At 59.9% G+C, this 21,507-nt stretch carries 20 protein-coding genes; 12 read left to right on the top strand and 8 right to left on the bottom strand.

Translation table 11 applies throughout. The features are described 5' to 3' along the window. Positions 1 to 30 precede the first annotated feature (30 nt). The 4 genes from CAF90_RS16045 to flgA form a co-directional block, all read right to left on the bottom strand. Positions 31 to 765, bottom strand: coding sequence for a flagellar brake protein (locus tag CAF90_RS16045; protein ID WP_085607428.1), 735 nt, complete (start codon positions 763 to 765; stop codon positions 31 to 33). A 95-nt stretch (positions 766 to 860) separates the two neighbouring features. After that, complete coding sequence (locus tag CAF90_RS16040) at positions 861 to 1,328, bottom strand: flagella synthesis protein FlgN (RefSeq protein WP_007960323.1); 468 nt, start codon at positions 1,326 to 1,328, stop codon at positions 861 to 863. A 48-nt stretch (positions 1,329 to 1,376) separates the two neighbouring features. Beyond that, entirely contained in the window at positions 1,377 to 1,703 is a 327-nt protein-coding gene (gene flgM / locus CAF90_RS16035) for a flagellar biosynthesis anti-sigma factor FlgM (RefSeq protein WP_007960324.1), read from the bottom strand. Between the two features lie 218 nt (positions 1,704 to 1,921). Continuing rightward, positions 1,922 to 2,683, bottom strand: a complete 762-nt coding sequence (gene flgA / locus CAF90_RS16030; RefSeq protein ID WP_081493604.1) for a flagellar basal body P-ring formation chaperone FlgA — start codon at positions 2,681 to 2,683, stop codon at positions 1,922 to 1,924. A gap of 82 nt (positions 2,684 to 2,765) precedes the next feature. On the opposite strand from flgA, the gene CAF90_RS16025 reads away from it, so the two are divergent. The 6 genes from CAF90_RS16025 to flgE all read left to right on the top strand — a co-directional run bounded on the left by CAF90_RS16025 (position 2,766) and on the right by flgE (position 7,757). Beyond that, a complete protein-coding gene (locus CAF90_RS16025) occupies positions 2,766 to 3,698 on the top strand; it encodes a chemotaxis protein CheV (protein ID WP_085607426.1) in 933 nt (310 codons plus the stop codon). Between the two features lie 47 nt (positions 3,699 to 3,745). After that, the gene (cheR, locus tag CAF90_RS16020; protein WP_085607424.1) at positions 3,746 to 4,573 is read left to right on the top strand and encodes a protein-glutamate O-methyltransferase CheR; all 828 of its coding nucleotides are present in this window, start codon (positions 3,746 to 3,748) and stop codon (positions 4,571 to 4,573) included. A gap of 241 nt (positions 4,574 to 4,814) precedes the next feature. Beyond that, entirely contained in the window at positions 4,815 to 5,222 is a 408-nt protein-coding gene (gene flgB / locus CAF90_RS16015) for a flagellar basal body rod protein FlgB (RefSeq protein ID WP_007960328.1), read from the top strand. A 3-nt stretch (positions 5,223 to 5,225) separates the two neighbouring features. Continuing rightward, positions 5,226 to 5,669, top strand: a complete 444-nt coding sequence (flgC, locus tag CAF90_RS16010; protein ID WP_007960329.1) for a flagellar basal body rod protein FlgC — start codon at positions 5,226 to 5,228, stop codon at positions 5,667 to 5,669. A 15-nt stretch (positions 5,670 to 5,684) separates the two neighbouring features. Beyond that, positions 5,685 to 6,413: a flagellar hook assembly protein FlgD gene (gene flgD / locus CAF90_RS16005; RefSeq protein WP_085607422.1), complete on the top strand. Its 729-nt coding sequence runs from the start codon at positions 5,685 to 5,687 to the stop codon at positions 6,411 to 6,413. A gap of 30 nt (positions 6,414 to 6,443) precedes the next feature. After that, the gene (flgE, locus tag CAF90_RS16000) at positions 6,444 to 7,757 is read left to right on the top strand and encodes a flagellar hook protein FlgE (protein ID WP_085607420.1); all 1,314 of its coding nucleotides are present in this window, start codon (positions 6,444 to 6,446) and stop codon (positions 7,755 to 7,757) included. A 646-nt stretch (positions 7,758 to 8,403) separates the two neighbouring features. Here flgE and CAF90_RS15995 read toward each other — a convergent pair. After that, a complete protein-coding gene (locus CAF90_RS15995; RefSeq protein ID WP_085607418.1) occupies positions 8,404 to 11,298 on the bottom strand; it encodes a ribonucleoside-diphosphate reductase subunit alpha in 2,895 nt (964 codons plus the stop codon). 735 nt (positions 11,299 to 12,033) lie between these two features. Here CAF90_RS15995 and CAF90_RS15990 point away from each other — a divergent pair. Both CAF90_RS15990 and CAF90_RS15985 read left to right on the top strand, forming a co-directional pair. Beyond that, entirely contained in the window at positions 12,034 to 12,756 is a 723-nt protein-coding gene (locus tag CAF90_RS15990; protein WP_085607416.1) for a response regulator, read from the top strand. Beyond that, complete coding sequence (locus tag CAF90_RS15985) at positions 12,753 to 14,363, top strand: ATP-binding protein (protein WP_007957745.1); 1,611 nt, start codon at positions 12,753 to 12,755, stop codon at positions 14,361 to 14,363. Before CAF90_RS15990 ends, CAF90_RS15985 begins: the two co-directional genes overlap by 4 nt. A 114-nt stretch (positions 14,364 to 14,477) precedes the next feature. On the opposite strand, the gene CAF90_RS15980 is transcribed toward CAF90_RS15985, so the two are convergent. Beyond that, on the bottom strand, positions 14,478 to 15,203 hold the full coding sequence (locus tag CAF90_RS15980; protein ID WP_085607414.1) for a 4'-phosphopantetheinyl transferase: 726 nt from the start codon (positions 15,201 to 15,203) through the stop codon (positions 14,478 to 14,480). 216 nt (positions 15,204 to 15,419) lie between these two features. Then, positions 15,420 to 16,211, bottom strand: coding sequence for a dienelactone hydrolase family protein (locus CAF90_RS15975; protein WP_085607412.1), 792 nt, complete (start codon positions 16,209 to 16,211; stop codon positions 15,420 to 15,422). A 140-nt stretch (positions 16,212 to 16,351) separates the two neighbouring features. Between CAF90_RS15975 and CAF90_RS15970 the strand changes: the two genes are divergently transcribed. From CAF90_RS15970 to CAF90_RS15955, 4 genes are all read left to right on the top strand, one after another. Beyond that, complete coding sequence (locus tag CAF90_RS15970; RefSeq protein ID WP_007957751.1) at positions 16,352 to 16,957, top strand: hypothetical protein; 606 nt, start codon at positions 16,352 to 16,354, stop codon at positions 16,955 to 16,957. Between the two features lie 151 nt (positions 16,958 to 17,108). Continuing rightward, positions 17,109 to 17,786, top strand: a complete 678-nt coding sequence (locus tag CAF90_RS15965; RefSeq protein ID WP_007957754.1) for a response regulator transcription factor — start codon at positions 17,109 to 17,111, stop codon at positions 17,784 to 17,786. Continuing rightward, positions 17,783 to 19,129 (top strand): ATP-binding protein, encoded by a 1,347-nt coding sequence (locus CAF90_RS15960; RefSeq protein ID WP_085607411.1) that lies wholly within the window; start codon positions 17,783 to 17,785, stop codon positions 19,127 to 19,129. The genes CAF90_RS15965 and CAF90_RS15960 overlap by 4 nt, the downstream gene beginning before the upstream one ends. A 123-nt stretch (positions 19,130 to 19,252) precedes the next feature. Continuing rightward, positions 19,253 to 20,464: a hypothetical protein gene (locus tag CAF90_RS15955; RefSeq protein WP_085607409.1), complete on the top strand. Its 1,212-nt coding sequence runs from the start codon at positions 19,253 to 19,255 to the stop codon at positions 20,462 to 20,464. On the opposite strand, the gene CAF90_RS15950 is transcribed toward CAF90_RS15955, so the two are convergent. Then, positions 20,465 to 21,463 carry an AraC family transcriptional regulator gene (locus CAF90_RS15950; protein WP_085607407.1) on the bottom strand — a complete coding sequence of 333 codons (999 nt, stop codon included), beginning with the start codon at positions 21,461 to 21,463 and terminating at the stop codon, positions 20,465 to 20,467. It abuts the gene before it with no gap. Positions 21,464 to 21,507: the final 44 nt, after the last annotated feature.

The raw sequence follows: 21,507 nt of genomic DNA, 5'->3' as shown, positions 1-21,507 counted from the left end.
CAGTGACTGCCCGTTTTTTATGCCTGCCGATCAGAGATCGTCTTTATCGAACCGACGCGCTTCGCGCTGCAGTTGATAAACGAAACGCTCGACGTTGCGGGCCGCCGGGCCGCTGATGTTGTGAAAGCGCAGGCCGGCGAAGGTGATGTTGAGCTTTTCTTCGAAGTGCAGGTAACGCAGCTCGACCGATACCGGTTGGTTGCCGAACAGCGGCGCGGCGATCAGGCGATCATAGACCTGGCCCAGTTGCAGGCGGTCAGTGATGTCGCCTTCGAAACGCAGCTTGCAACCGGTGGCAGAGATATCCAGCAGTTTGCCGCCGATCGGCGACTTGAGCTTTTCGCCACCCAGTTCGACGCTGACCAGGTCGGTCAGCTTCAGGGCGGCGCGAAAGGCATTGCGGCGCTGGTGATAAACCACTTCGGTGGGCAGGTCGCCGGTGTAGAAGCGGTCGCCGTCGGAATCCTTGATGCTCAGCGTTCCTGTACATTCCCAGGCGATGCGCACGCCATCATGAAAGCCCTCAACCTTGAACGGTTCGCCTGCTTCCAGAAAACGTTCGCCGTCGCGCGGGATCATTTCATCAAGCTTGATCGAACCGTTTTCGCGATCGACTTCAATCAGGTAGCTCTGGAAGCGCTGGCTACGCTCGTGGAAGGTGATGATCAGCGGATCGTGGCTCTCTTGCAGCTGGCGCAGATTGCTGGAGATCTCCAGGGGCGTGGTGAGCACCTTTGGGGGCTGCGGAGCGTCATCGTTGGACACGTTAAATCAATCTCCAGACAAAATTTGACTACGGCTGGCCAGTATTTTGCCAGCATGTTTCGCACGTTGATAGGGCGCAAGCATAGAAGAAAGCATCACGCCTGGCTGAGCGCGCGCGGTTTCTGCAGTTTGGAGAAGGTGCCACTGGCATCGTAGAGCGCGGGAGGCTCGCCGCCGGTGAGGATTTTCAGCTGATTGGCCGTGGCGGCCTGCTGCATGATGATCGACTGGCCGTTCTTGACGTTGGCTGCCTGGCACTGGGCAATCAGGTCGGTCAGGACATCGCTCTGGCTCAGCAACTGGTCGCCGATGCTCGACTGGCTGGCCAGTTGTTCCAGACCTGCGCGGTCGAGGGACAGGTTGAGACTGGCGAGGATTTCGCTGCGCTTGCGGCCATGCTGTTCGAGCAGAATGATCAATGCCTGTTTGCGCGCCAGAATTTCTTCCAGCAGAGGCATGTCGCGACCGTGCAAGGCGAGGGACTCGGTTTGCAGTAACTCCAGCAATTGTTGAGCTGGAGCAAAGTCGTCGGTGATCAGTTGCAATAAATTAGTGTCGTGCATGGCTGGCCTTGGGTTTTAAGCGTCCAAAAGCCTGGCGCTGACCGAGGCCTAGCGCTGGGCTTCGAAATTGAGCAGTTTGCTGGCTACACGGTTGCTGTCGACTTTGTAGCTGCCATCGGCAATCGCTGCTTTCAACTCGGCCACGCGGGCTTTATCGACGGCAGGCTGATCGCGCAGCTTGTCAGTGACCTTCTGCAACTGTTGAGCCTCATTGCTGAGGTGTACCGATTCCCCGCTTTTTGCGGTACTGGCCTGTTCGGCCGGGGTATTCAGCGGCGCGGAGGTGCCGGTTTCGGCGGTTTCCTTGGCGTTGCTGGTACGCGTACTACCCGTAAGTGACGAGGAGCTGTTCAAACGGCTGAAATCGATGACCATGTTAAAAACCTCTGGGAATTTGGACGCTTGCCATGTTCTCGGCCATCCCCTGGAAAACTTTAGGCTCATTTAGCAATGAGCTTGCATGCGCCGTTGCAGAACCTGCTGCGGCACAGTTTAGGGAACAGCTCTGGTCAGCGCCAGTTTTCTGCTTGAGTACTCAGGGGCTTTTCAAATATCCGTTCATACAGCCGCTCACATCACCGCTACATGGCCGTTCACATGGCAACTTCCACCTGGCCGGGCGCGATAACCTGCGCCTTGATAACCCGTTGGGAATTGAGGTTTTTCACCCGAATCTGTTCTTTCAGGCCACCGTTCGACAGGGCTTCGCCCGGCATGCGGACGGCGAGGGTGCCGCTGCGGGCGGTGATCACCACTTGATCGCCCTTGCGAACCACTTCCGCCTGTTCCAGATGCACCAGGGTGATGACTTGATCGGCTACCGTTGGTCGGGTCAATTTCTGCCCGATGGCTTCATCCACCGACGTCAGAAAACCCTGATTGATCGTGCTGACGTCGCGCTCGCGCAAGGTCACGTCCTGAGGCTCGATGATGCCGGCGCGTTTGAGTGGCCGCGTGGTGGTGACAATCTCGCGAAACAGGCGGACTTGAGCGGGCACGAACACCGTCCAGGGGGAGGCGCCTTCGCAGCGGACCTTGACCGTGACACGGCCCAGAGGGCGTGCCGGACTCTCCAGTGTCGCTGTCAATTCCTTGTCGCACATAGGCATGCGCATGCGGGGATCGAGCTGGTTGACCTCAATTTCATAACGGCCTTCCGTTTGACTGGTAGCCAGATAGTCTTCTACGGTGAATTCAAGAAAGCCCTGAGTGACGCCGATAAGCATGTCAGGCAAGGTAACCGCATCAGCACCGGCAGGGCTGCCAGCGAAAAAAAGGCAAACGGCGGACATCGCGCAAAGCCCTCTGCGGAGGGGAGATGTCAGGCGTCGGAAAAATGTCGTTTGAGCGTTCATACGAGTTAAAAAGCAAGCGCCGTGCCGTTTAGCAATGAATGTGCGTCGCAACAACACTTGGCGTTGGTGTAGGAGTCTGGGCATGGCTGGTGTAATGGATTCGGTGAACCAGCGCACGCAACTGGTGGGGCAGAATCGCCTGGAGCTGTTGTTGTTCCGTCTCGACGGCCAGCAGCTCTACGGGATCAACGTGTTCAAGGTTCGGGAAGTGCTGCAATGCCCGCAACTGACGGTGATGCCCAAGTCCAGTCCTGTCGTGTGCGGGGTGGCGAATATCCGGGGGGCGACCATTCCGATCCTTGATCTGGCGATGGCGACCGGCTCCGGTGCTTTGAAAGACAAGAACAGCCCGTTCGTGATCATCACGGAATACAACACCAAGACCCAGGGTTTCCTGGTGCGCTCGGTGGAACGTATCGTGAACATGAACTGGGAAGAGATCCATCCGCCGCCCAAGGGCACCGGGCGCGATCATTACCTGACCGCTGTGACTCGGGTCGACAATCAGTTAGTCGAAATCATCGACGTCGAGAAGGTGCTGGCGGAAGTTGCGCCGACCCCGGAAGCGATTTCGGTCGGCGTGGTGGATGTCGAGACCCAGAGCAAGGCGTTGTCGCTGCGGGTGCTGACGGTCGATGACTCGTCGGTGGCGCGCAAGCAGGTGACGCGTTGCCTGCAGACGGTCGGTGTCGAAGTGGTGGCGTTGAACGACGGCAAGCAGGCGCTGGATTACCTGCGCAAGCTGGTCGACGAGGGCAAGAAGCCGGAAGAAGAGTTCCTGATGATGATCTCCGACATCGAAATGCCGGAGATGGACGGGTACACCCTGACGGCCGAGATCCGCAGCGACCCTCGGATGCAAAAGCTTCATATCATCCTGCATACTTCGTTGTCGGGTGTGTTCAATCAGGCGATGGTCAAGAAAGTCGGTGCCGATGACTTCCTGGCCAAGTTCCGTCCTGATGACCTGGCATCCCGGGTAGTCGACCGGATCAAAGCAGCAGATATCAGCTAAGGGCCTTCTGCCCCTGGCGTTCAACACGATTTAAGAGGCGGCATCATTTGTCTACGGGTAATTTGGATTTCGAACAGTTCCGGGTCTTCCTGGAAAAAGCCTGTGGCATTTTGCTCGGTGAAAACAAGCAGTACCTGGTGTCGAGCCGTCTCAACAAACTGATGGAGCAGCAAGGCATCAAGTCCCTGGGTGAGCTGGTACAGCGCATCCAGACCCAGCCGCGCAGCGGTTTGCGCGAGCAGGTGGTCGATGCCATGACGACCAACGAAACCCTGTGGTTTCGTGACACCTATCCGTTTGAAGTCTTGAAGAACAAGGTGCTGCCCGAGGCCATCAAGGCCGCTCCCAACCAGCGTCTGCGGATCTGGTCGGCGGCCTGCTCGTCGGGTCAGGAACCCTATTCGCTATCGATGTCGATCGACGAGTTCGAGCGGACCAACATCGGCCAGTTGAAGATGGGCGTGCAGATCGTTGCCACGGATCTGTCCGGCAGCATGCTGACCAACTGCAAGACCGGCGAGTACGACAGCCTGGCGATCGGTCGCGGTCTGTCCGCCGATCGTCTGCAGCGCTACTTCGACCCGAAAGGGCCGGGGCGCTGGGTGATCAAGGCGCCGATCAAGAACCGGGTGGAATTTCGCTCGTTTAACCTGCTCGACAGCTATGCAGCGCTGGGCAAGTTCGACATCGTGTTCTGCCGCAACGTGCTGATCTACTTCTCCGCCGAGGTGAAGAAGGACATCCTGTTGCGCATTCACAGCACGCTGAAGCCGGGCGGTTATCTGTTCCTTGGCGCTTCCGAGGCGCTGAACGGTCTGCCGGATCATTACCAGATGGTTCAGTGCAGTCCGGGGATCATCTACCAGGCGAAGTGATCAAGACCGGCAACACAAGAAACGGGAGTCCTCAGGGGCTCCCGTTTTTTTATGCCTGAAGGTTTTGCCGGTGGCAGGTGGCGGCAGAAAAGCGGCATCCGGCGGAAACCGGTTGCCGCTTTTCTGGCATTGCCGCGTTGCCGGTTCCGCGCAAAGCCCCGTAATCCGGGGCTTTCTCAAACTGGCACGCCGCTTGCTATAACCCTGTTACGAAAAATCCGGTCACCTGAAGGTTCCCGACATGAGCATCAGCTTCGATAAAGCGCTCGGCATTCACGAAAAGGCTCTGGGCTTCCGCGCCCAGCGTGCCGAAGTGCTGGCCAACAACATCGCCAACGCCGACACCCCGAACTACAAGGCGCGGGATCTGGAGTTCTCCAAAGTGCTCGAAGCACAGAGCCAGAAGAACGCCAACGGCACCATCGCCCTGAACATGACCAACAGCCGTCACATCGAAGCTGAAGGCCTGGGCAATGGCGACGAGTCGCTGATGTATCGCACGCCGATGCAGCCGTCGATCGACCAGAACACCGTGGACGCCCAGCTGGAACAGTCGAACTACGCGGAAAACGCGGTCGGCTTCCAGGCCAGCTTCACCCTGCTCAACAGCAAATTCAAAGGGCTGGTCTCAGCCCTGCGCGGAGAGTAATCCATGTCCCTGTCCAGCGTTTTCAACATTGCCGGCAGCGGCATGAGCGCCCAGACCACCCGTCTCAACACCGTGGCGTCGAACATCGCCAACGCCGAGACCGTCTCGTCGAGCATCGACCAGACCTACCGCGCCCGTCACCCGGTATTCGCCACCATGTTCCAGGGCGGCCAGAGCGGCGGCAGCAATTCGCTGTTCCAGAACCAGGACGCAGCCGGCCAGGGCGTGCAGGTCATGGGCGTGGTCGAAGACCAGAGCAACCTCGAAGCGCGCTACGAGCCGAACCATCCGGCGGCCGACGCCAAAGGCTACGTCTACTACCCGAACGTCAACGTGGTGGAAGAAATGGCTGACATGATTTCCGCGAGCCGGTCGTTCCAGACCAACGCCGAAATGATGAACACCGCCAAAACCATGATGCAGAAGGTACTGACCCTCGGTCAGTAATAAGGGGCGACTGCCATGAGTGTTACCGATACCACCAGCAGCCTGACGATGAACGACATACTGGCCAATTCTTCGAAGAAGACCAGTAGCACCACCGCCGGCGGCATCGCTTCGGCCACCAACAGTTCGACCGGCGGCCAGGCCTTGGGCAAGGACGCGTTCCTGCAACTGCTGGTGACCCAGCTGAAGAACCAGAACCCGCTCGACCCGCAGGACAACAGCGCATTCGTTGCCCAGCTGGCGCAGTTCAGCAGCCTTGAGGGGATTACCACCCTCAACAGCACTGTCAGTTCGCTGGCCGGCAACTACAACTCGTCGCAAGCCCTGCAGGCTTCGTCGCTGGTCGGCCGCAACGTGATCGTGCAGACCAACTCGGTCCAGCTCGACGATCCGAGCAAAGGCATGACCGGTTCGGTCACTGTTCCTTCGTCGATTGCCGGCGGTACCGTCTCCATCACCGACAGCAGCGGCACCGTTGTTCGCACCATCGATCTGGGCAGTCGCGCCGCAGGCGACGCGAGCTTCACCTGGGACGGCAAGGACAAGGACGGCAACCTGGTGAAAACCGGTACCTACACCGTCAAGGCCAACGCCTCGATCAACGGCACCGCGACCGACCTGGCGACCTACCTGCCAGCCACGGTCACCAGCGTGACGATCAGCCAGACCGGTGGCGAGCTGATGCTCAACCTGTCCGGCAAGGGCACCGTTGCCCTGTCCAAAGTACAAACCATTGGTATATAGAGCCGACTAACCGGCACAAAGGAGTGGAATATGTCTTTCAATATCGGCCTTAGCGGTCTCTATGCAGCCAACAAGCAACTGGACGTGACCGGCAACAACATCGCCAACGTTGCGACCGCCGGTTTCAAATCGTCCCGTGCAGAATTCGAAGACGTCTACTCGGCCACTCGCCTGGGTAGCGGCAGCAAGGTCATCGGCAACGGTGTGCGTCTGGCCAACGTTTCCCAGCAGTTCACCCAGGGCGACATCAACAACACCGGCAACGTGCTGGACATGGGCATCAACGGTTCGGGCTTCTTCACCCTGAGCAACAACGGCTCGATCTCCTACACCCGTGCCGGTACGTTCAAGGTCGACAAGGACGGCTTCATCACCAACACCGACTACACCTCGCGTCTGCAAGGCTACGGTGTGGATTCCAACGGCAAGGTCATTAACGGTGTGTTGACCGATCTGAAGATCGACACCTCGAACCTGGCGCCGAAGTCCACCTCGCTGGTGACCTCGACCATCAACCTGAACTCGACCGCTCCGGTGATCGACGACACAGTGGCGGCCGGCAAGTTCGACCCTAGCAAGACCGAGACTTACACCAAGTCGTTCAGCACCCCGATCTATGACAGCCAGGGTAACTCCCACGTCATGGACCAGTACATGGTGAAAACCGGTGCCAACACCTGGAAGGTCTACACCCTGGTGGACGGTCGTAACCCGGATGCTACCGGTAGCGATCCGAAAGTCACCGCACCTGTTGCTTCGACCATGACCTTCGACTCCACCGGTCAACTGACTCAGGTCAGCACGCCGCCTGCCGTGATCAGCAGCGACCTGAAACTCACTGGCTGGGTACCGGGTACTGTCACCAACGGCGTGTGGAAGGCCAACGGCGCTTCGGCGAACCCGGCTGGCATCACCATTTCGATGGCCAAGACCACTCAGTTCAACGCTGACACCGCGCGTTCGATCCCGACTCAGGATGGTTACGCGACTGGCCAGATCACCAACCTGACCATCGACGGTACCGGTACGCTGTTTGCCAACTTCAGCAACAACCAGAGCAAGGCCATCGGCCAGGTTGCGCTGGCGAGCTTCACCAACGAGCAGGGTCTGCAGCCTATCGGTGGTACCAGCTGGAAAGAGACTTACGCTTCGGGTATTCCGGGCTACGACGCGCCGGAGACCGGTACGCTGGGTTCGGTTGTTTCGAACTCGCTGGAGGAGTCGAACGTAAACCTGACCAATGAGCTGGTTGATCTGATCAAGGGTCAGAGCAACTATCAGGCGAACGCCAAGACCATTTCGACTCAGAGCACTATCATGCAGACCATTATTCAGATGACCTGATTCTGGGTTTTGGCTGGTTAAGGAGCCCCTCTTTTTGAGGGGCTTTTTTTTGGCTTGGGTTTGGGGGTGGATCCGTTGCTTCGGGTGTTGCGGATTATGGTTCCGCCCTTACGGCGGGTCACTTTGGCAAACGCCCCAAAGTAACCAAAGGTCTGGACCCCGGCGTTCGGCCCCTCGCTTTGGCTCGGTGTTCCTTCGTTCCGGGATTCATCCGGGGGCATCGCCTACGGTTTGCTTCGCTGCACCTCCTCTCGATGCATGCGGCTTCGCCGCACGGTCGCTGCGCTCCCACCCCCGGATAAATCCCTCCACTCAGCCTTCCGATGGGGCCGGCACGTCAAAAGCGGTACTCGAGCTAACGCTCATCGTGTTGAGTGGTGGGAAGCCAAAGCCAAAGCAGAAGAAGCAGCAGGAGTCGAGTTGCATGCTTTTTAAAACCCGAGTTCAAATCGGTATTTCACGTCGGCGTACCTCCCCAAAACACCTCGGTCAGTTCCCTCTCCCTCTGGGCGGTCCGACGTTTCGGGAGGGTTAGGGTGAGGGCGGCTTTTGCTTTTTGCGCGGGCAAAAGAAAACCCCCGACAAACCAGAAGTCTGTCGGGGGGTTCTCGGATCAGGCGTTTCGCAACGCCTGATTCAGCTCAGCTTATTGGCAAGCTTCGCAATCCGGCTCGTCGATGGCGCAAGCCTTCGGTACTGGAGCAGGGCCGGCAGGGGCTGCCAGGACCGAGTCGTCGCCGTGGTTGCCGCCGCTGGATACAGCGTTCAGCTTGCCGGTGTTGATGGTCGACTTCTCGGTGCTGGTCGCGGCCAGGGCACGGAGGTAGTAGGTGGTTTTCAGACCACGGTACCAGGCCATGCGGTAGGTCACGTCCAGCTTCTTGCCCGATGCGCCGGCGATGTACAGGTTCAGCGACTGGGCCTGGTCGATCCACTTCTGACGACGACTGGCGGCGTCAACGATCCACTTGGTGTCCACTTCGAACGCGGTCGCATAGAGCTCTTTGAGTTCTTGCGGGATGCGCTCGATCTGCTGAACCGAACCGTCGTAGTACTTCAGGTCGTTGATCATGACCGAGTCCCACAGACCGCGAGCCTTCAGGTCGCGAACCAGGTACGGGTTGATCACGGTGAATTCGCCCGACAGGTTCGATTTCACATACAGGTTCTGGTAGGTCGGTTCGATCGACTGCGATACGCCGGTGATGTTGGCGATGGTCGCGGTCGGTGCGATGGCCATGATGTTCGAGTTACGGATGCCTTTCTGTACACGGGCGCGAACCGGTGCCCAGTCCAGGGACTCGGTCAGGTCGACGTCGATGTACTTCTGGCCACGTGCTTCGATCAGGATCTGTTGCGAATCCAGCGGCAGTACGCCTTTGGACCACAGCGAACCCTGGAACGTCTCGTACGAGCCGCGCTCGTCAGCCAGGTCGCAGGAAGCCTGGATCGCGTAGTAGCTGACCGCTTCCATCGACTTGTCGGCGAACTCGACGGCAGCGTCGGAGCCGTAAGGAATGTGCTGCAGGTACAGCGCGTCCTGGAAGCCCATGATGCCCAGGCCGACCGGACGGTGGCGGAAGTTGGAGTTCTTCGCCTGCGGTACCGAGTAGTAGTTGATGTCGATCACGTTGTCGAGCATGCGCACGGCTACGTCGATGGTGCGCTTGAGCTTGGCGGTGTCCAGCTTGCCGTCGACGATGTGGTTCGGCAGGTTGATCGAGCCCAGGTTGCAGACCGCGATCTCGTCCTTGTTGGTGTTCAAGGTGATCTCGGTGCACAGGTTCGAGCTGTGAACAACGCCGACGTGCTGCTGCGGGCTACGCAGGTTGCACGGATCCTTGAAAGTCAGCCATGGGTGGCCGGTTTCGAACAGCATCGACAGCATCTTGCGCCACAGGTCTTTGGCCTGGATGGTCTTGAACAGTTTGACCTTGCCTGGGTACTCGGTCAGGGCTTCGTAGTACTCGTAGCGCTCTTCGAAGGCCTTGCCGGTCAGGTCGTGCAGGTCCGGTACTTCGGACGGCGAGAACAGGGTCCACTTGCCGTCATCGAAGACGCGCTTCATGAACAGGTCAGGGATCCAGTTGGCAGTGTTCATGTCGTGGGTACGACGACGGTCATCACCGGTGTTCTTGCGGAGTTCGATGAACTCCTCGATGTCCATGTGCCAGGTTTCCAGGTAGGCACACACAGCGCCTTTGCGCTTGCCACCCTGGTTAACGGCCACGGCGGTGTCGTTCACCACTTTCAGAAACGGAACCACGCCTTGCGACTTGCCGTTGGTGCCCTTGATGTACGAACCCAGTGCACGCACCGGAGTCCAGTCGTTGCCCAGGCCGCCAGCGAATTTCGACAGCATGGCGTTGTCGTGGATCGCGTGGTAGATGCCCGACAGGTCATCCGGCACGGTGGTCAGGTAGCAGCTCGACAGCTGTGGACGCAGGGTGCCGGCGTTGAACAGGGTCGGGGTCGAAGCCATGTAGTCGAACGAGGACAGCAGGTTGTAGAACTCGATCGCACGGTCTTCTTTCTGCTTCTCTTCGATCGCCAGGCCCATGGCCACGCGCATGAAGAAGATCTGCGGCAGTTCGAAGCGCACGCCATCCTTGTGGATGAAGTAACGGTCGTACAGGGTCTGCAGGCCCAGGTAGGTGAATTGCTGGTCGCGCTCGTGGTTGATCGCCTTGCCCAGTTTTTCCAGGTCGAAGGAGGCCAGCACAGGGTTCAGCAGTTCGAACTCGATACCTTTGGCGACGTAGGCCGGCAGGGCCTTGGCGTACAGGTCGGCCATCTCGTGGTGAGTGGCGCTCTCGGCCACGCCCAGGAAGCCCAGGCCTTCGGCACGCAGGGTGTCCATCAGCAGGCGTGCGGTCACGAACGAGTAGTTCGGCTCGCGCTCGACCAGGGTACGGGCGGTCATTACCAGCGCGGTGTTGACGTCGTTCAGGGCCACGCCGTCGTACAGGTTCTTCAGGGTTTCGCGCTGGATCAGGTCGCCGTCGACTTCAGCCAGGCCTTCGCAGGCTTCGGTGACGATGGTGTTCAGACGGCCCATGTCGAGCGGCGCGAGGGTGCCGTCGGCGCGAGTGATGCGGATCGACGGGTGCGCCTGTACCGGTTCTTCGGCGGTGGTGCGAACGGCGCGTTCCTTGGAACGGGCGTCACGGTAGATCACGTAGTCGCGAGCCACTTTCTGCTCGCCGGCACGCATCAGGGCCAGTTCGACCTGGTCCTGGATTTCTTCGATGTGGATGGTGCCGCCCGACGGCATGCGACGCTTGAAGGTCGCGGTGACCTGTTCGGTCAGACGGGCAACGGTGTCGTGGATTCGCGACGAAGCGGCAGCGGTGCCGCCCTCAACTGCGAGAAACGCTTTGGTGATAGCGACGGTGATCTTGTCATCGGTGTAAGGAACGACAGTGCCATTACGCTTGATCACACGCAGTTGGCCAGGCGCGGTGGCAGCCAGATCCGAATTCGAATCGGCGGCCTGCGGCAAGGTGCCCTGCGGGTTCTCGCGAGTTGTGTCGGTTTGCATGGGTGTCTCCACGTTCTCTATGTTTGTTTGGGCACCATCACGGTGCCCACCGTTCCGTCCTGAAGCACTACGACCGGCAGTTGCCGGGTAACGACTTCGGGACAGTTCAGGAAGGGGGCCTTGTGGGCGCCGCTTCCATGCCGAAGTCTTCGGTTCGCGCGATACGCGTGAAACCGCATTCCTTTCGGGGAGCAGTTTGGGACTGCAACACCCGTACCGTTTACGCCGTGATCGGCTGAAAAACGGTAGCCATCCGCAGGCGCGGTTTGGGCTTCTGAAAATACGTTTGGTTCAACCCGACAATGGCAATAAAAAGCCTTGAATTCACTGTCCGGTTTGTGTTTGGTTTTTTGGCCTCAACCCCTACATGTAGGGTTTTTTCAAGCGCGGGCTACAAGATAATGCGTTTTGGGGGAGGATTGCAACGGACAGCCTGTGGATAACCCTGTGCGTAAATTGTGTGCGAAATGTCGAATTCACGTGTAGGCCGCGAACCTGCTGAGCTAGACCGTTTGTCACTGTTTTCCACCGCAAAAAAATGCCGCGGCGGAATTTTGAGGGCGCGAACCCTATCACAAAAATCCGCCTTGTCCGAACGCATTTACCGACTTGTGTTCTGGCTGTACGCCGTTTATACAATCGGCCCATGCGCACGCATTCTTATCCTCCTAAAAGATGACAAAAAGACGGGAGGATCCTTCCTTTATAAGCAGCATCGGCAAGCAGAGGTCACCCGTGGAGCAAGAAGCCTGGCAGGTATTGATAGTCGAGGACGACCAGCGTCTGGCCGAACTGACCCGTGAATACCTGCAAGCCAACGGATTGCGCGTGGAGATCGAAGGCAACGGGGCGCTGGCGGCGGCGCGGATCATCAAGGAACAGCCGGACCTGGTGATCCTCGACCTGATGCTCCCCGGCGAAGACGGCCTGAGCATCTGCCGCAAGGTCCGTGACCGTTACGACGGGCCGATCCTGATGCTCACCGCGCGCACCGATGACGCCGACCAGATCCTCGGCCTGGATCTCGGCGCCGACGACTATGTCTGCAAACCGGTGCGCCCGCGACTGTTGCTGGCGCGTATCCAGGCGCTGCTGAGACGCAGTGACACACCAGAGCCGCCAGCGGGCAATCCGCGTCGTCTGCAGTTCGGTCCGCTGGTGGTGGACAACGCGTTGCGCGAAGCCTGGCTCAGCGACAGTGGCATCGAGATGACCAGCGCCGAATTCGATCTGCTCTGGCTGCTGGTATCCAACGCCGGGCGGATCCTGTCCCGGGAAGAAATCTTCACCGCACTGCGCGGCATCGGTTACGACGGCCAGGACCGCTCGATCGATGTACGCATCTCGCGCATCCGCCCGAAAATCGGCGACGACCCCGATCACCCGCGCCTGATCAAGACCATCCGCAGCAAAGGCTATCTGTTCGTGCCGGAAGCCTGCGCAGACCTGCCGCTGTGAATTCGATCTTCCTGCGCATCTATGGCGGCATGTGCGCGGCGCTGATTCTGGTGGCGGTGCTCGGCGTGCTCGCGCTGCACCTGCTGAACCAGGTGCGCAGCGAGCAATACCGCGAGCGTCTGGCCCACGGCACGTTTTCGCTGATGGCCGACAACCTGCAACCGATGAATGAAACCGAGCGCCATCGCGCCTTGCTGGTGTGGGAGCGGCTGCTCGGTATTCCGCTGGCGCTGAAGACCTTCGCCCAGACCGACCTCGACCTGACTCAGCGCACCCGGGTACAGCGTGGGCAGGCGTTGGTCGAGCAGACCGGCCCGCACGCGGCCAAGGTCTATCGGCTGGTCAGCGACAAGGATCAACTGGTGCTGGTAGGCGAGGTGCAGCAGATCAGCGAGCAGCTGGCCCGGGCGACCATTTACCTGTTGGCCGATGAACTGGTGCGGGTGCCCGTGGGCGAGCAGCCCAAACGACTGGCGCAGTTGAAAGAAGACAAAGGCTTCGGCTTCGATTTGCGGCTGGTCACGGTCAGCGATGCCGACATGGACGAAGACCAGAGCCGTCGGGTGTCCGAGGGCGATACGGTGATGGCGCTGGGCAAGGGCGGCGATTCGATCCGGGTGTTCGCCGGCATGGTCGGCACGCCGTGGGTGCTGGAAATCGGGCCGCTGTATCAGATGAACCCGTACCCGCCGGAATGGCTGGTTTTGATCGCTGCCCTCGGCCTGACCCTGATCGGCCTGATTGTCTATCTATTGGTGCGCCAGCTCGAACGGCGTTTGCGCGGGCTCGAAGCCGCTGCCACGCGCATCGCCAAAGGCAGCCTGGAAACCCGGGTGCCGGCCCGTGGTGCCGACTCGGTGGGCAAGCTGGCGGCGGCGTTCAACGGCATGGCCGAGCATTTGCAGCAGTTGCTCGCGATCCAGCGTGAACTGGTGCGCGCGGTGTCCCACGAATTGCGCACGCCGGTGGCGCGCCTGCGTTTCGGTCTGGAGATGATCGGCTCGGCCACCACCCCGCAGGCGCTGGAAAAATACCGCGAGGGCATGGACCACGACATCGAGGACCTCGACAAACTGGTCGATGAAATGCTCACGTACGCCCGGCTGGAGCAGGGCTCGCCGGCGCTGACCTTCCAGCGCATCGATCTGGATGCACTGGTCAATCAGGTGATCGAAGAGCTGGCGCCTCTGCGCGCCGAAGTCACGGTACAGCGCGGTCTGTGCCTGTCGGCGGCGGATTGCGATGACGCCTGGGTCGAGGCCGAGCCGCGTTATCTGCATCGGGCCCTGCAGAATCTGGTGAGCAACGCCATGCGCCATGCGCGCTCGAAGGTCACGGTCAGTTATCAGGTCGGGCAGATGCGCTGTCGGGTAGATGTCGAGGACGACGGGCCCGGTGTGCCGGAAACCGCCTGGGAGAAAATCTTCACGCCGTTCCTCCGTCTCGACGACAGTCGCACCCGGGCGTCCGGCGGGCACGGGCTGGGCCTGTCGATCGTGCGGCGGATCATCCACTGGCACGATGGCCGGGCGCTGATCGGCAAGAGCAAGAGTCTGGGCGGAGCGTGCTTCAGCCTGAGCTGGCCGAGGAATCAGGAGCGGCGCTGATCTCGCATTGCTCAATGCTGACCCATTCGCGAGCAAGCTCCTCCCACCCGCAAGCGCGCAGACCTGTGGGAGCGAGCTTGCTCGCGATAGGGCCATTCCAAACAGTACAAACCTTCAGGCAGGAATGCTGACCAGACTCAGCAACTGCCCGTCCTGCACGCCGAACTGAGCGTCCAGTTCTGTGCAGTTGCGCCATTCGCTGGACAGGTCCGTCAGCAGCCGCAGCCGCACCTGACCCTGTTCATTCCACTCCAGTACCTCGGCGTGTTCGAAGTAGAAGCGCTGCTGCACGATCGGGTACAGCGCCTTGAACAGGCTTTCTTTCACCGAAAAGGTCAGGGTCACCCAGAGCGCGATCTGATCCCGGGAACCGGCGGCCATGCGCTGCAATTCCGGCGGGGTCAGGATCTCTCCGGCCAGTCGTTCGGCGCGTTCGGCGTTGAGCAGGTTTTCCAGGTCCATGCCCAGTCCGCGCCAGTGCTGTTTGTTGGCGACAATCGCCGCCGCGCGGCCGGTGCTGTGGGTGATCGAGCCGCAGATGTGCGCCGGCCAAATGGGCGCGCGATCCTCGCCAATCGCCGGAACAGTGCTCGAGCCTTCCAGCTGCTGCAACGCCGCCCGGGCACAAATCCGCCCGGCAAGGAATTCCGCCTGCCGCTTGGCCACCGAACGCTGAATGCTCGGCGGCGTCTCGATGGCGCTGCGCCGGAAGTCATCGCCCAGCAGTAGCGACGGATCGAAATGGGTGCTCAGAAACACGGTGTCGGGCAACACCGTCGGCAGCGGCCAATGGGCATCGAGCGGGGTGCAGCAGGCGGGGAGGAAAGGGCTGGCAGTCATGTCGGGCATTTTGCCGGGTTGTCTTCGGGCTGGATAGTGCAGAGGAAGTGATCGTTCCCACGCCGAAGCCTCGATCCATGATCGTTCCCACGCTCCGCGTGGGAATGCATACAGTGACGCTCCGCGTCACACAGCGAAGGGACGCGGAGCGTCCCGGGCTGCATTCCCACGCGGAGCGTGGGAACGATCAGCATCAGCGCGAGGGGGCGACCGGGTTCAGCCAAAGATCTTCTTGAAGAACGCCTGCATGTCCGCCCAGGATTTTTCATCGGCAGCCTTGTTGTAGCCGATATCCGGGCCACCGTGATCGCCGTGGCTCAGGCGATCCGCATCGGGATTGCTGAACCCGTGCTTGGCACCGTCGAGGCTGACGAATTGATAGTCGGCGCCGGCCTTGTCCATTTCCGACTTGAACGCCGTGACGTTGTCCGGGGTGACCATGCTGTCCAGCGCGCCGTGTTCGACGAGGACTTTCGCCTTCACGCTGCCCGGCGTAGCAGGAGTCTTGGTGGCCAGCGCACCGTGGAAACTCACCACGCCGGCCAGCGGCACACCCTGACGTGCCGCATTCAGCACCACGCCACCGCCGAAGCAGTAACCGATGGCGGCGATTTTATCCTTGTCGGTCTGCGGCTGTTTCTTCAACAGATCCAGCCCGGCCTCAAAGCGCTTGCTGGCCGCATCGGCGTTTTGCGTGGCCGCCTGCATGAACGCCATCGCGTCTTTCGGGTGCTCGGTGTTCTTGCCTTCACCGTACATGTCGATGGCCAGCGCGCTGTAGCCGAGCCCGGCGAGATCCCGGGCGCGGCGCTTGGCGTAGTCGTTCAGGCCCCACCATTCATGCACCACCACCACGCCGGGGCGCGGGCCCTTGATCGCGTCGTCGTAGGCGTAGTAACCGATCAGCTTCGTGCCGTCGGCACTCTGATAGGGAATTTCCTCGGTCTTGATCGCAGCCTGGCTGAGGCCGCTGAAGACAAGGAGGGCGAGGGTTAGAAGCAGGCGCATGATCGGGTCTCCGGACAATAAGGGGTCAAAACAGCCTAGTTCATTTCATTCAGGCGAGGTTCAGAGAGCGTTCAGGGGCGGTACAGGGGAGGGTCAGTAACCTTGCGCCATACCCGAAGAGCACAACTGAGGAACACTCAATGACTCGTTTGAACAAACTGCTGCTGGCTTTCACCGTCATGAGCGCAAGCATCGCCGCCCATGCCGACACCACCACCAACTTCGCCGGCCTGACCTTCGGCCAGACCAGCGACAAGATCAAGAAATCCAACGCCCTGAACGACAACCTCGGCCACCCGGACGCCACCGCGGCCATCGACGGCAACAACACCTACGGCCTGCGCCTGGGTCAGCAAAACAGCCAGGGTCGCTACTACGCCACCTACGACAACGTGTCCGGCTCGCACAATGGCATTAAACTGCGCCAGGAAAACCTGCTGGGCAGCTACGATCTGTTCTACCCGGTGGGCAGCAGCACCAAGCTGTTCGGTGGCGCCACGGCCGGTCTGACCAAGTTGACCCAGGATTCGCCAAGCTACAGCCGCGACAGTGACATCGGTTACGCCGTCGGCGGCCAGTTCGGTGTGCTGCAGCAAGTCTCGCAGAACACCTCGGTAGAACTCGGTTACCGTTACCTGCGCAGCAACGCCAGCACCGAGATGAAAGAGAGCGGCGGCAGCAAGCAAGGCTCGCTGGATTTGACCAGCAGCGCCCAGACTTACCTGTCGGCCAACTACGCTTTCTAAAGCACGGCTTGCACTAGCCCCTGTGGGAGCGGGCTTGCTCGCGAAAGCGGTCTGTCAGTCGACAACAATGTTGGCTGATACATCGCCTTCGCGAGCAAGCCCGCTCCCACAGGTGGTTGTCTGGAGATTTCGTTTTACCCGGGAGAAGGTTATGAAACTGTTGGTCGTCGAAGATGAAGCGCTGTTGCGCCATCACCTGCAAACCCGCCTGACGGAGAGCGGTCACGTGGTCGAGTCCGTGGCCAATGCCGAAGAGGCGTTGTACCAGACCGGGCAATTCAACTTTGACCTGGCGGTGATCGACCTCGGCCTGCCGGGTATGGGCGGGCTCGATCTGATCCGCCAGTTGCGCTCGGGCGGCAAGACCTTTCCGATCCTGATCCTCACCGCGCGCGGCAACTGGCAGGACAAGGTCGAAGGCCTGGCCGCCGGCGCCGACGATTACGTGGTCAAGCCGTTCCAGTTCGAAGAACTCGAAGCGCGGCTCAATGCCTTGCTGCGCCGATCCAGCGGTTTTACCCAGTCGACCATCGTCGCCGGCCCGTTGTTGCTGGACCTCAATCGCAAGCAGGCGACTCTCGACGAGCAACCGCTGGCGCTGACCGCCTACGAATACCGGATCCTCGAATACCTCATGCGCCATCACCAGCAAGTGGTGCCCAAGGACCGGTTGATGGAGCAGCTGTACCCGGATGACGACGAGCGCGATCCGAACGTGATCGAAGTGCTGGTCGGCCGTCTGCGCCGCAAGCTCGAAGGCCCGGCCGGGTTCAAGCCGATCGACACCGTGCGCGGCCTCGGCTACCTGTTCAATGAGCGCTGCACTTGATCCGTTCCCTTCGCGTCCGGCTGATGCTCGCCGCCACCACCCTGGCGGTGTTGTTCATGCTCGCGTTGCTCCCGGCGATGCAGGGCGCGTTCAGCCTGGCGTTGCAGGACTCGATCGAGCAGCGGCTGGCGTCCGACGTCACCACGCTGATCTCCGCCGCGCGGGTTGAAAACAACCGCTTGATGATGCCGGCACAGTTGCCCGACGAGCGCTTCAACCTCACGGACAATCGCCTGCTCGGCTACATCTATGACCGCGAAGGGCATCTGGTCTGGCGCTCGAAGGGCACCCAGGAAGAGAAGATCAACTACACGCCGCGCTACGACGGCCTCGGCAACGAGTTCGCGCGGATCCGCGAAGCCAACGGGCAGGAATTCTTCGTCTATGACGTCGAAGTCAAACTGCTCGGCGGCAAAAGCGCAGCCTTCAGTATCGTGGCCCTGCAACCGGTGCGCGAATACGAAACCACCCTCGAAGGCCTGCGGGAAAATCTCTACCTCGGTTTCGGTGCGGCGTTGCTGGTGCTGCTGGCGCTGCTGTGGATCGGCCTGACCTGGGGCCTGAAAGCCTTGCGCCGGCTCAGCCAGGAACTCGACGAAATCGAAGGCGGAACCCTCGAAAGCCTCAGCGAACAGCACCCGCGTGAACTGTTGCGCCTGACCGGTTCCCTCAACCGCCTGCTGCACAGCGAGCGCCAGCAGCGCAGCCGTTACCGCGACTCCCTCGACGATCTGGCCCACAGCCTGAAAACCCCGCTGGCGGTTTTGCAAGGCGTCAGCGAAGACATGGCCCAGCGCCCCGAAGACCGCGATCAGGCCTGGGTGTTGCAAACCCAGATCGAACGCATGAGCCAGCAGATCGGCTACCAGTTGCAACGCGCCAGCCTGCGCAAAAGCGGTCTGGTGCGCCACCAGGTGCGCCTGCGCCCGGTGCTGCAAAGCCTGTGCGACACGCTGGACAAGGTCTACCGCGACAAACACGTACGCGTCGCCTTCGATCTGCCGGAGCACTGTTACGTGCCGATCGAGCAGGGCGCCTTGCTGGAAATGATGGGCAACCTGCTGGAAAACGCCTATCGCCTGTGCCTGGGCGAAGTGCGCATCAGCGTGCGCGAAGGCCTGGACGGAATCGAACTGTGCATCGAAGACGACGGCCCCGGCGTACCACCGGATCAGCGCGCACGGATTCTCGAACGCGGCGAACGTCTGGACCGCCAGCATCCAGGGCAGGGGATTGGTCTTGCGGTGGTCAAGGACATCATCGAGAGCTACAGCGCCAAGTTGACCCTGGGGGATTCGCCGATGGGCGGGGCGGCGTTCAGGATTCATTTTCCGGCGGTGTGAAAGCGTTGGATAGAAGCGCCGCTCGTCTGAAAGACCTTCTTACCTGTTATTTCTGACAGTAGCCGTCTTTACCGAAATAGCATCAGATGAATGTTCAGAGTTTTCTTGCGTTTGGAGAGAGTGATGGATATCCAGTCTTCGCTGCTTACTCAATTGTTTGTGCTCTATTCAGTCATTATTCAGGGCTGGGTATCGCCAGTAAAACCACCGGCTATTGCGGACGGTGGTATTCCTAAATCCATTTACGATGATCAACCGAAGGGGCTCGAATGCCTGGTTGATCCATGGGCTGAGCTACAGACGCGATCCTCGACCATGGTGGCGGATGATCGAGTCGACTTATATGTAAACGACGAACCCAATCCTGTGACCGGCCATACCGTCAAGGCGGGCGAAGAACAGCTTCGGATCGCCCTGTATGTACCGCACGGTAGGCTACGACACGGCGTCAACCGATTGCATTACAAAGTCAAACGCGCCAGCGGAAACGGCAGCGAAGACTCCCGTGATTTGAACGTCCTTTATCATCTGCGGCTTGCCGATGGCCTCGAACTGCTCTTCCCTCCAGAAATTGAAAAGAATGGGGTAGGTGCCGAAGAGGCGAGAAAAGGAGTTGAGGCGACCTTTAAATACAACAACCGGCGTTCTTTCGACCGAATCCGTTGCCTGATTGGTGATGCAACTGTCGAATTTGAGGTACCCGACGCGCCTGCCCCGATTACGAAAACGCTGTTTACTGAGTTTTTCGAACAAGCGGGGGATCACCCAAACTCCATTGCGGAGTTCCAGGCATTCGACCAGTTGGGAAATGTCGTCGCTTCTTCACAACAACATTTGGATATCCATCTGAATCGAGAGGAGCCGCAGGAGCCGTTTGTTGAAGACTTCGACTCTACTCCAACGACGATCATCAACCCTGGCGGAACCATCAGCCTGCGCTATTTCGATATTTTCTATGCGTTGGGTGACGCTTCCAGCCAGGTGGCAATTGCGCCATACCATGTTTCAGAGGGTGAAATTAAAGGTCAGAGACTCCATGCCTCTTTTAATGGTAGCTCGAACTACACGAGCACCATTCAAATCCAGCTTAAATTGAAGATGCAATGTTCTCGAGTATCTTTTTTTAGTGGCTCGGTCAGCGCACCTGCATCGGTCAGCTTTTACAACGCATCGGGTGTTTTTTTGGGGGCACGACCGATTCCGCATGTATCGAGTGGTTCAATTTATTACCTGACGGATTTCTCGGCGGACGAGATTAGCCTGATTACGCTCTTCCTAACTGGAGATGATTTGTGTTTTTTCGACGGGTTTTCGCTTTGGCCACAAAAAAATTGACTAATGCTCCTGCGCCCGATAAGCCCCCGGCGTCAGCCCCGTCCACTTCTTGAACGCCCGATGAAACGCCGACGGCTCGGAAAATCCGAGCTGTTCGGCGATCTGTTGCAACGACAGATCCGCCCGCCCCAGGTGATAAATCGCGATGTCCCGCCGCAGCTGATCCTTCAATTCCTGAAAACTGGTGCCTTCCTCGCGCAAATGCCGGCGCAGGGTTTGTGGGCTGATGTGCAGGTGCGCGGCCACGGCTTCGAGGTCCGGCCAGCGTGCGCTGTCGTGGCTGAGCAAACGGCGCAGTCGGCTGCTCAGGCTGTTGCCGTCGTCCGGGCGGGACAGCAGGTCGGCAGGGGAGCGTTCGAGGAAATGCTTGAGGGTGCGTTCGTCCTGCAACAGCGGCATGTGCAAATAGCGGCTGTGAAACACCAGGCTGCTTTGCTTTGCAGAAAATTCCAGCGGGCATGAAAACAGCAGGTCGTATTCCGCCCCGTGTGCCGGTTTCGGGTAGCTGAAGCTCGCCTGTTCAAGGCGAATCCGCTGGCCGATCAGCCAGCTGCCGAGACGGTGCCAGATCACCAGCAGGCTCTCGCTGAGAAAGTGATCCGGGTCCCACAATTGCGCATCGTCGAGGCTCAGGCGCACCCATTCGTCTTCATGGGTCAGGGTCAGGCGCGGGGCTTCGGGGAATAGGCTATAAAACAATAAGCCGCGTTGCAGAGCCTTCTCCAGGCTGCGGCAGTGAATGATCGCGTGGCACATCATGGCAAAGCTGCCGGGTTTGCTCGGCGCGTTGCCGAAGCCCAGGTATTCGTCGTCCAGGGCCAGCCACAGGTTCTGGATCAGTTGGGTGAATTGCTCCGGGGCGATCCGCGCGCGCGGCTCGTCGAGCAGTTCGAGGCTGATGCCCAGTTGCTGCAGCAGGTCCGAATAGTCGTAACCTGAGCGCCGCGCGCCACCAAGGGCGGCGCGGGCAAAGTGACTGGCGATGGTGCGTTCGCGCATGAGCGGCAGATCCTTTCTCTAGCGACCGATGGTAGCGGCTGCCT

The sequence above is a fragment of the Pseudomonas sp. B37(2017) genome (assembly GCF_002112885.1).
In the GTDB taxonomy this organism is placed as follows: domain Bacteria; phylum Pseudomonadota; class Gammaproteobacteria; order Pseudomonadales; family Pseudomonadaceae; genus Aquipseudomonas; species Aquipseudomonas paraglycinae.
The sequence above is the reverse complement of the archived record's forward strand: the minus strand, read 5'-3'. Positions and strand labels throughout refer to the sequence as shown.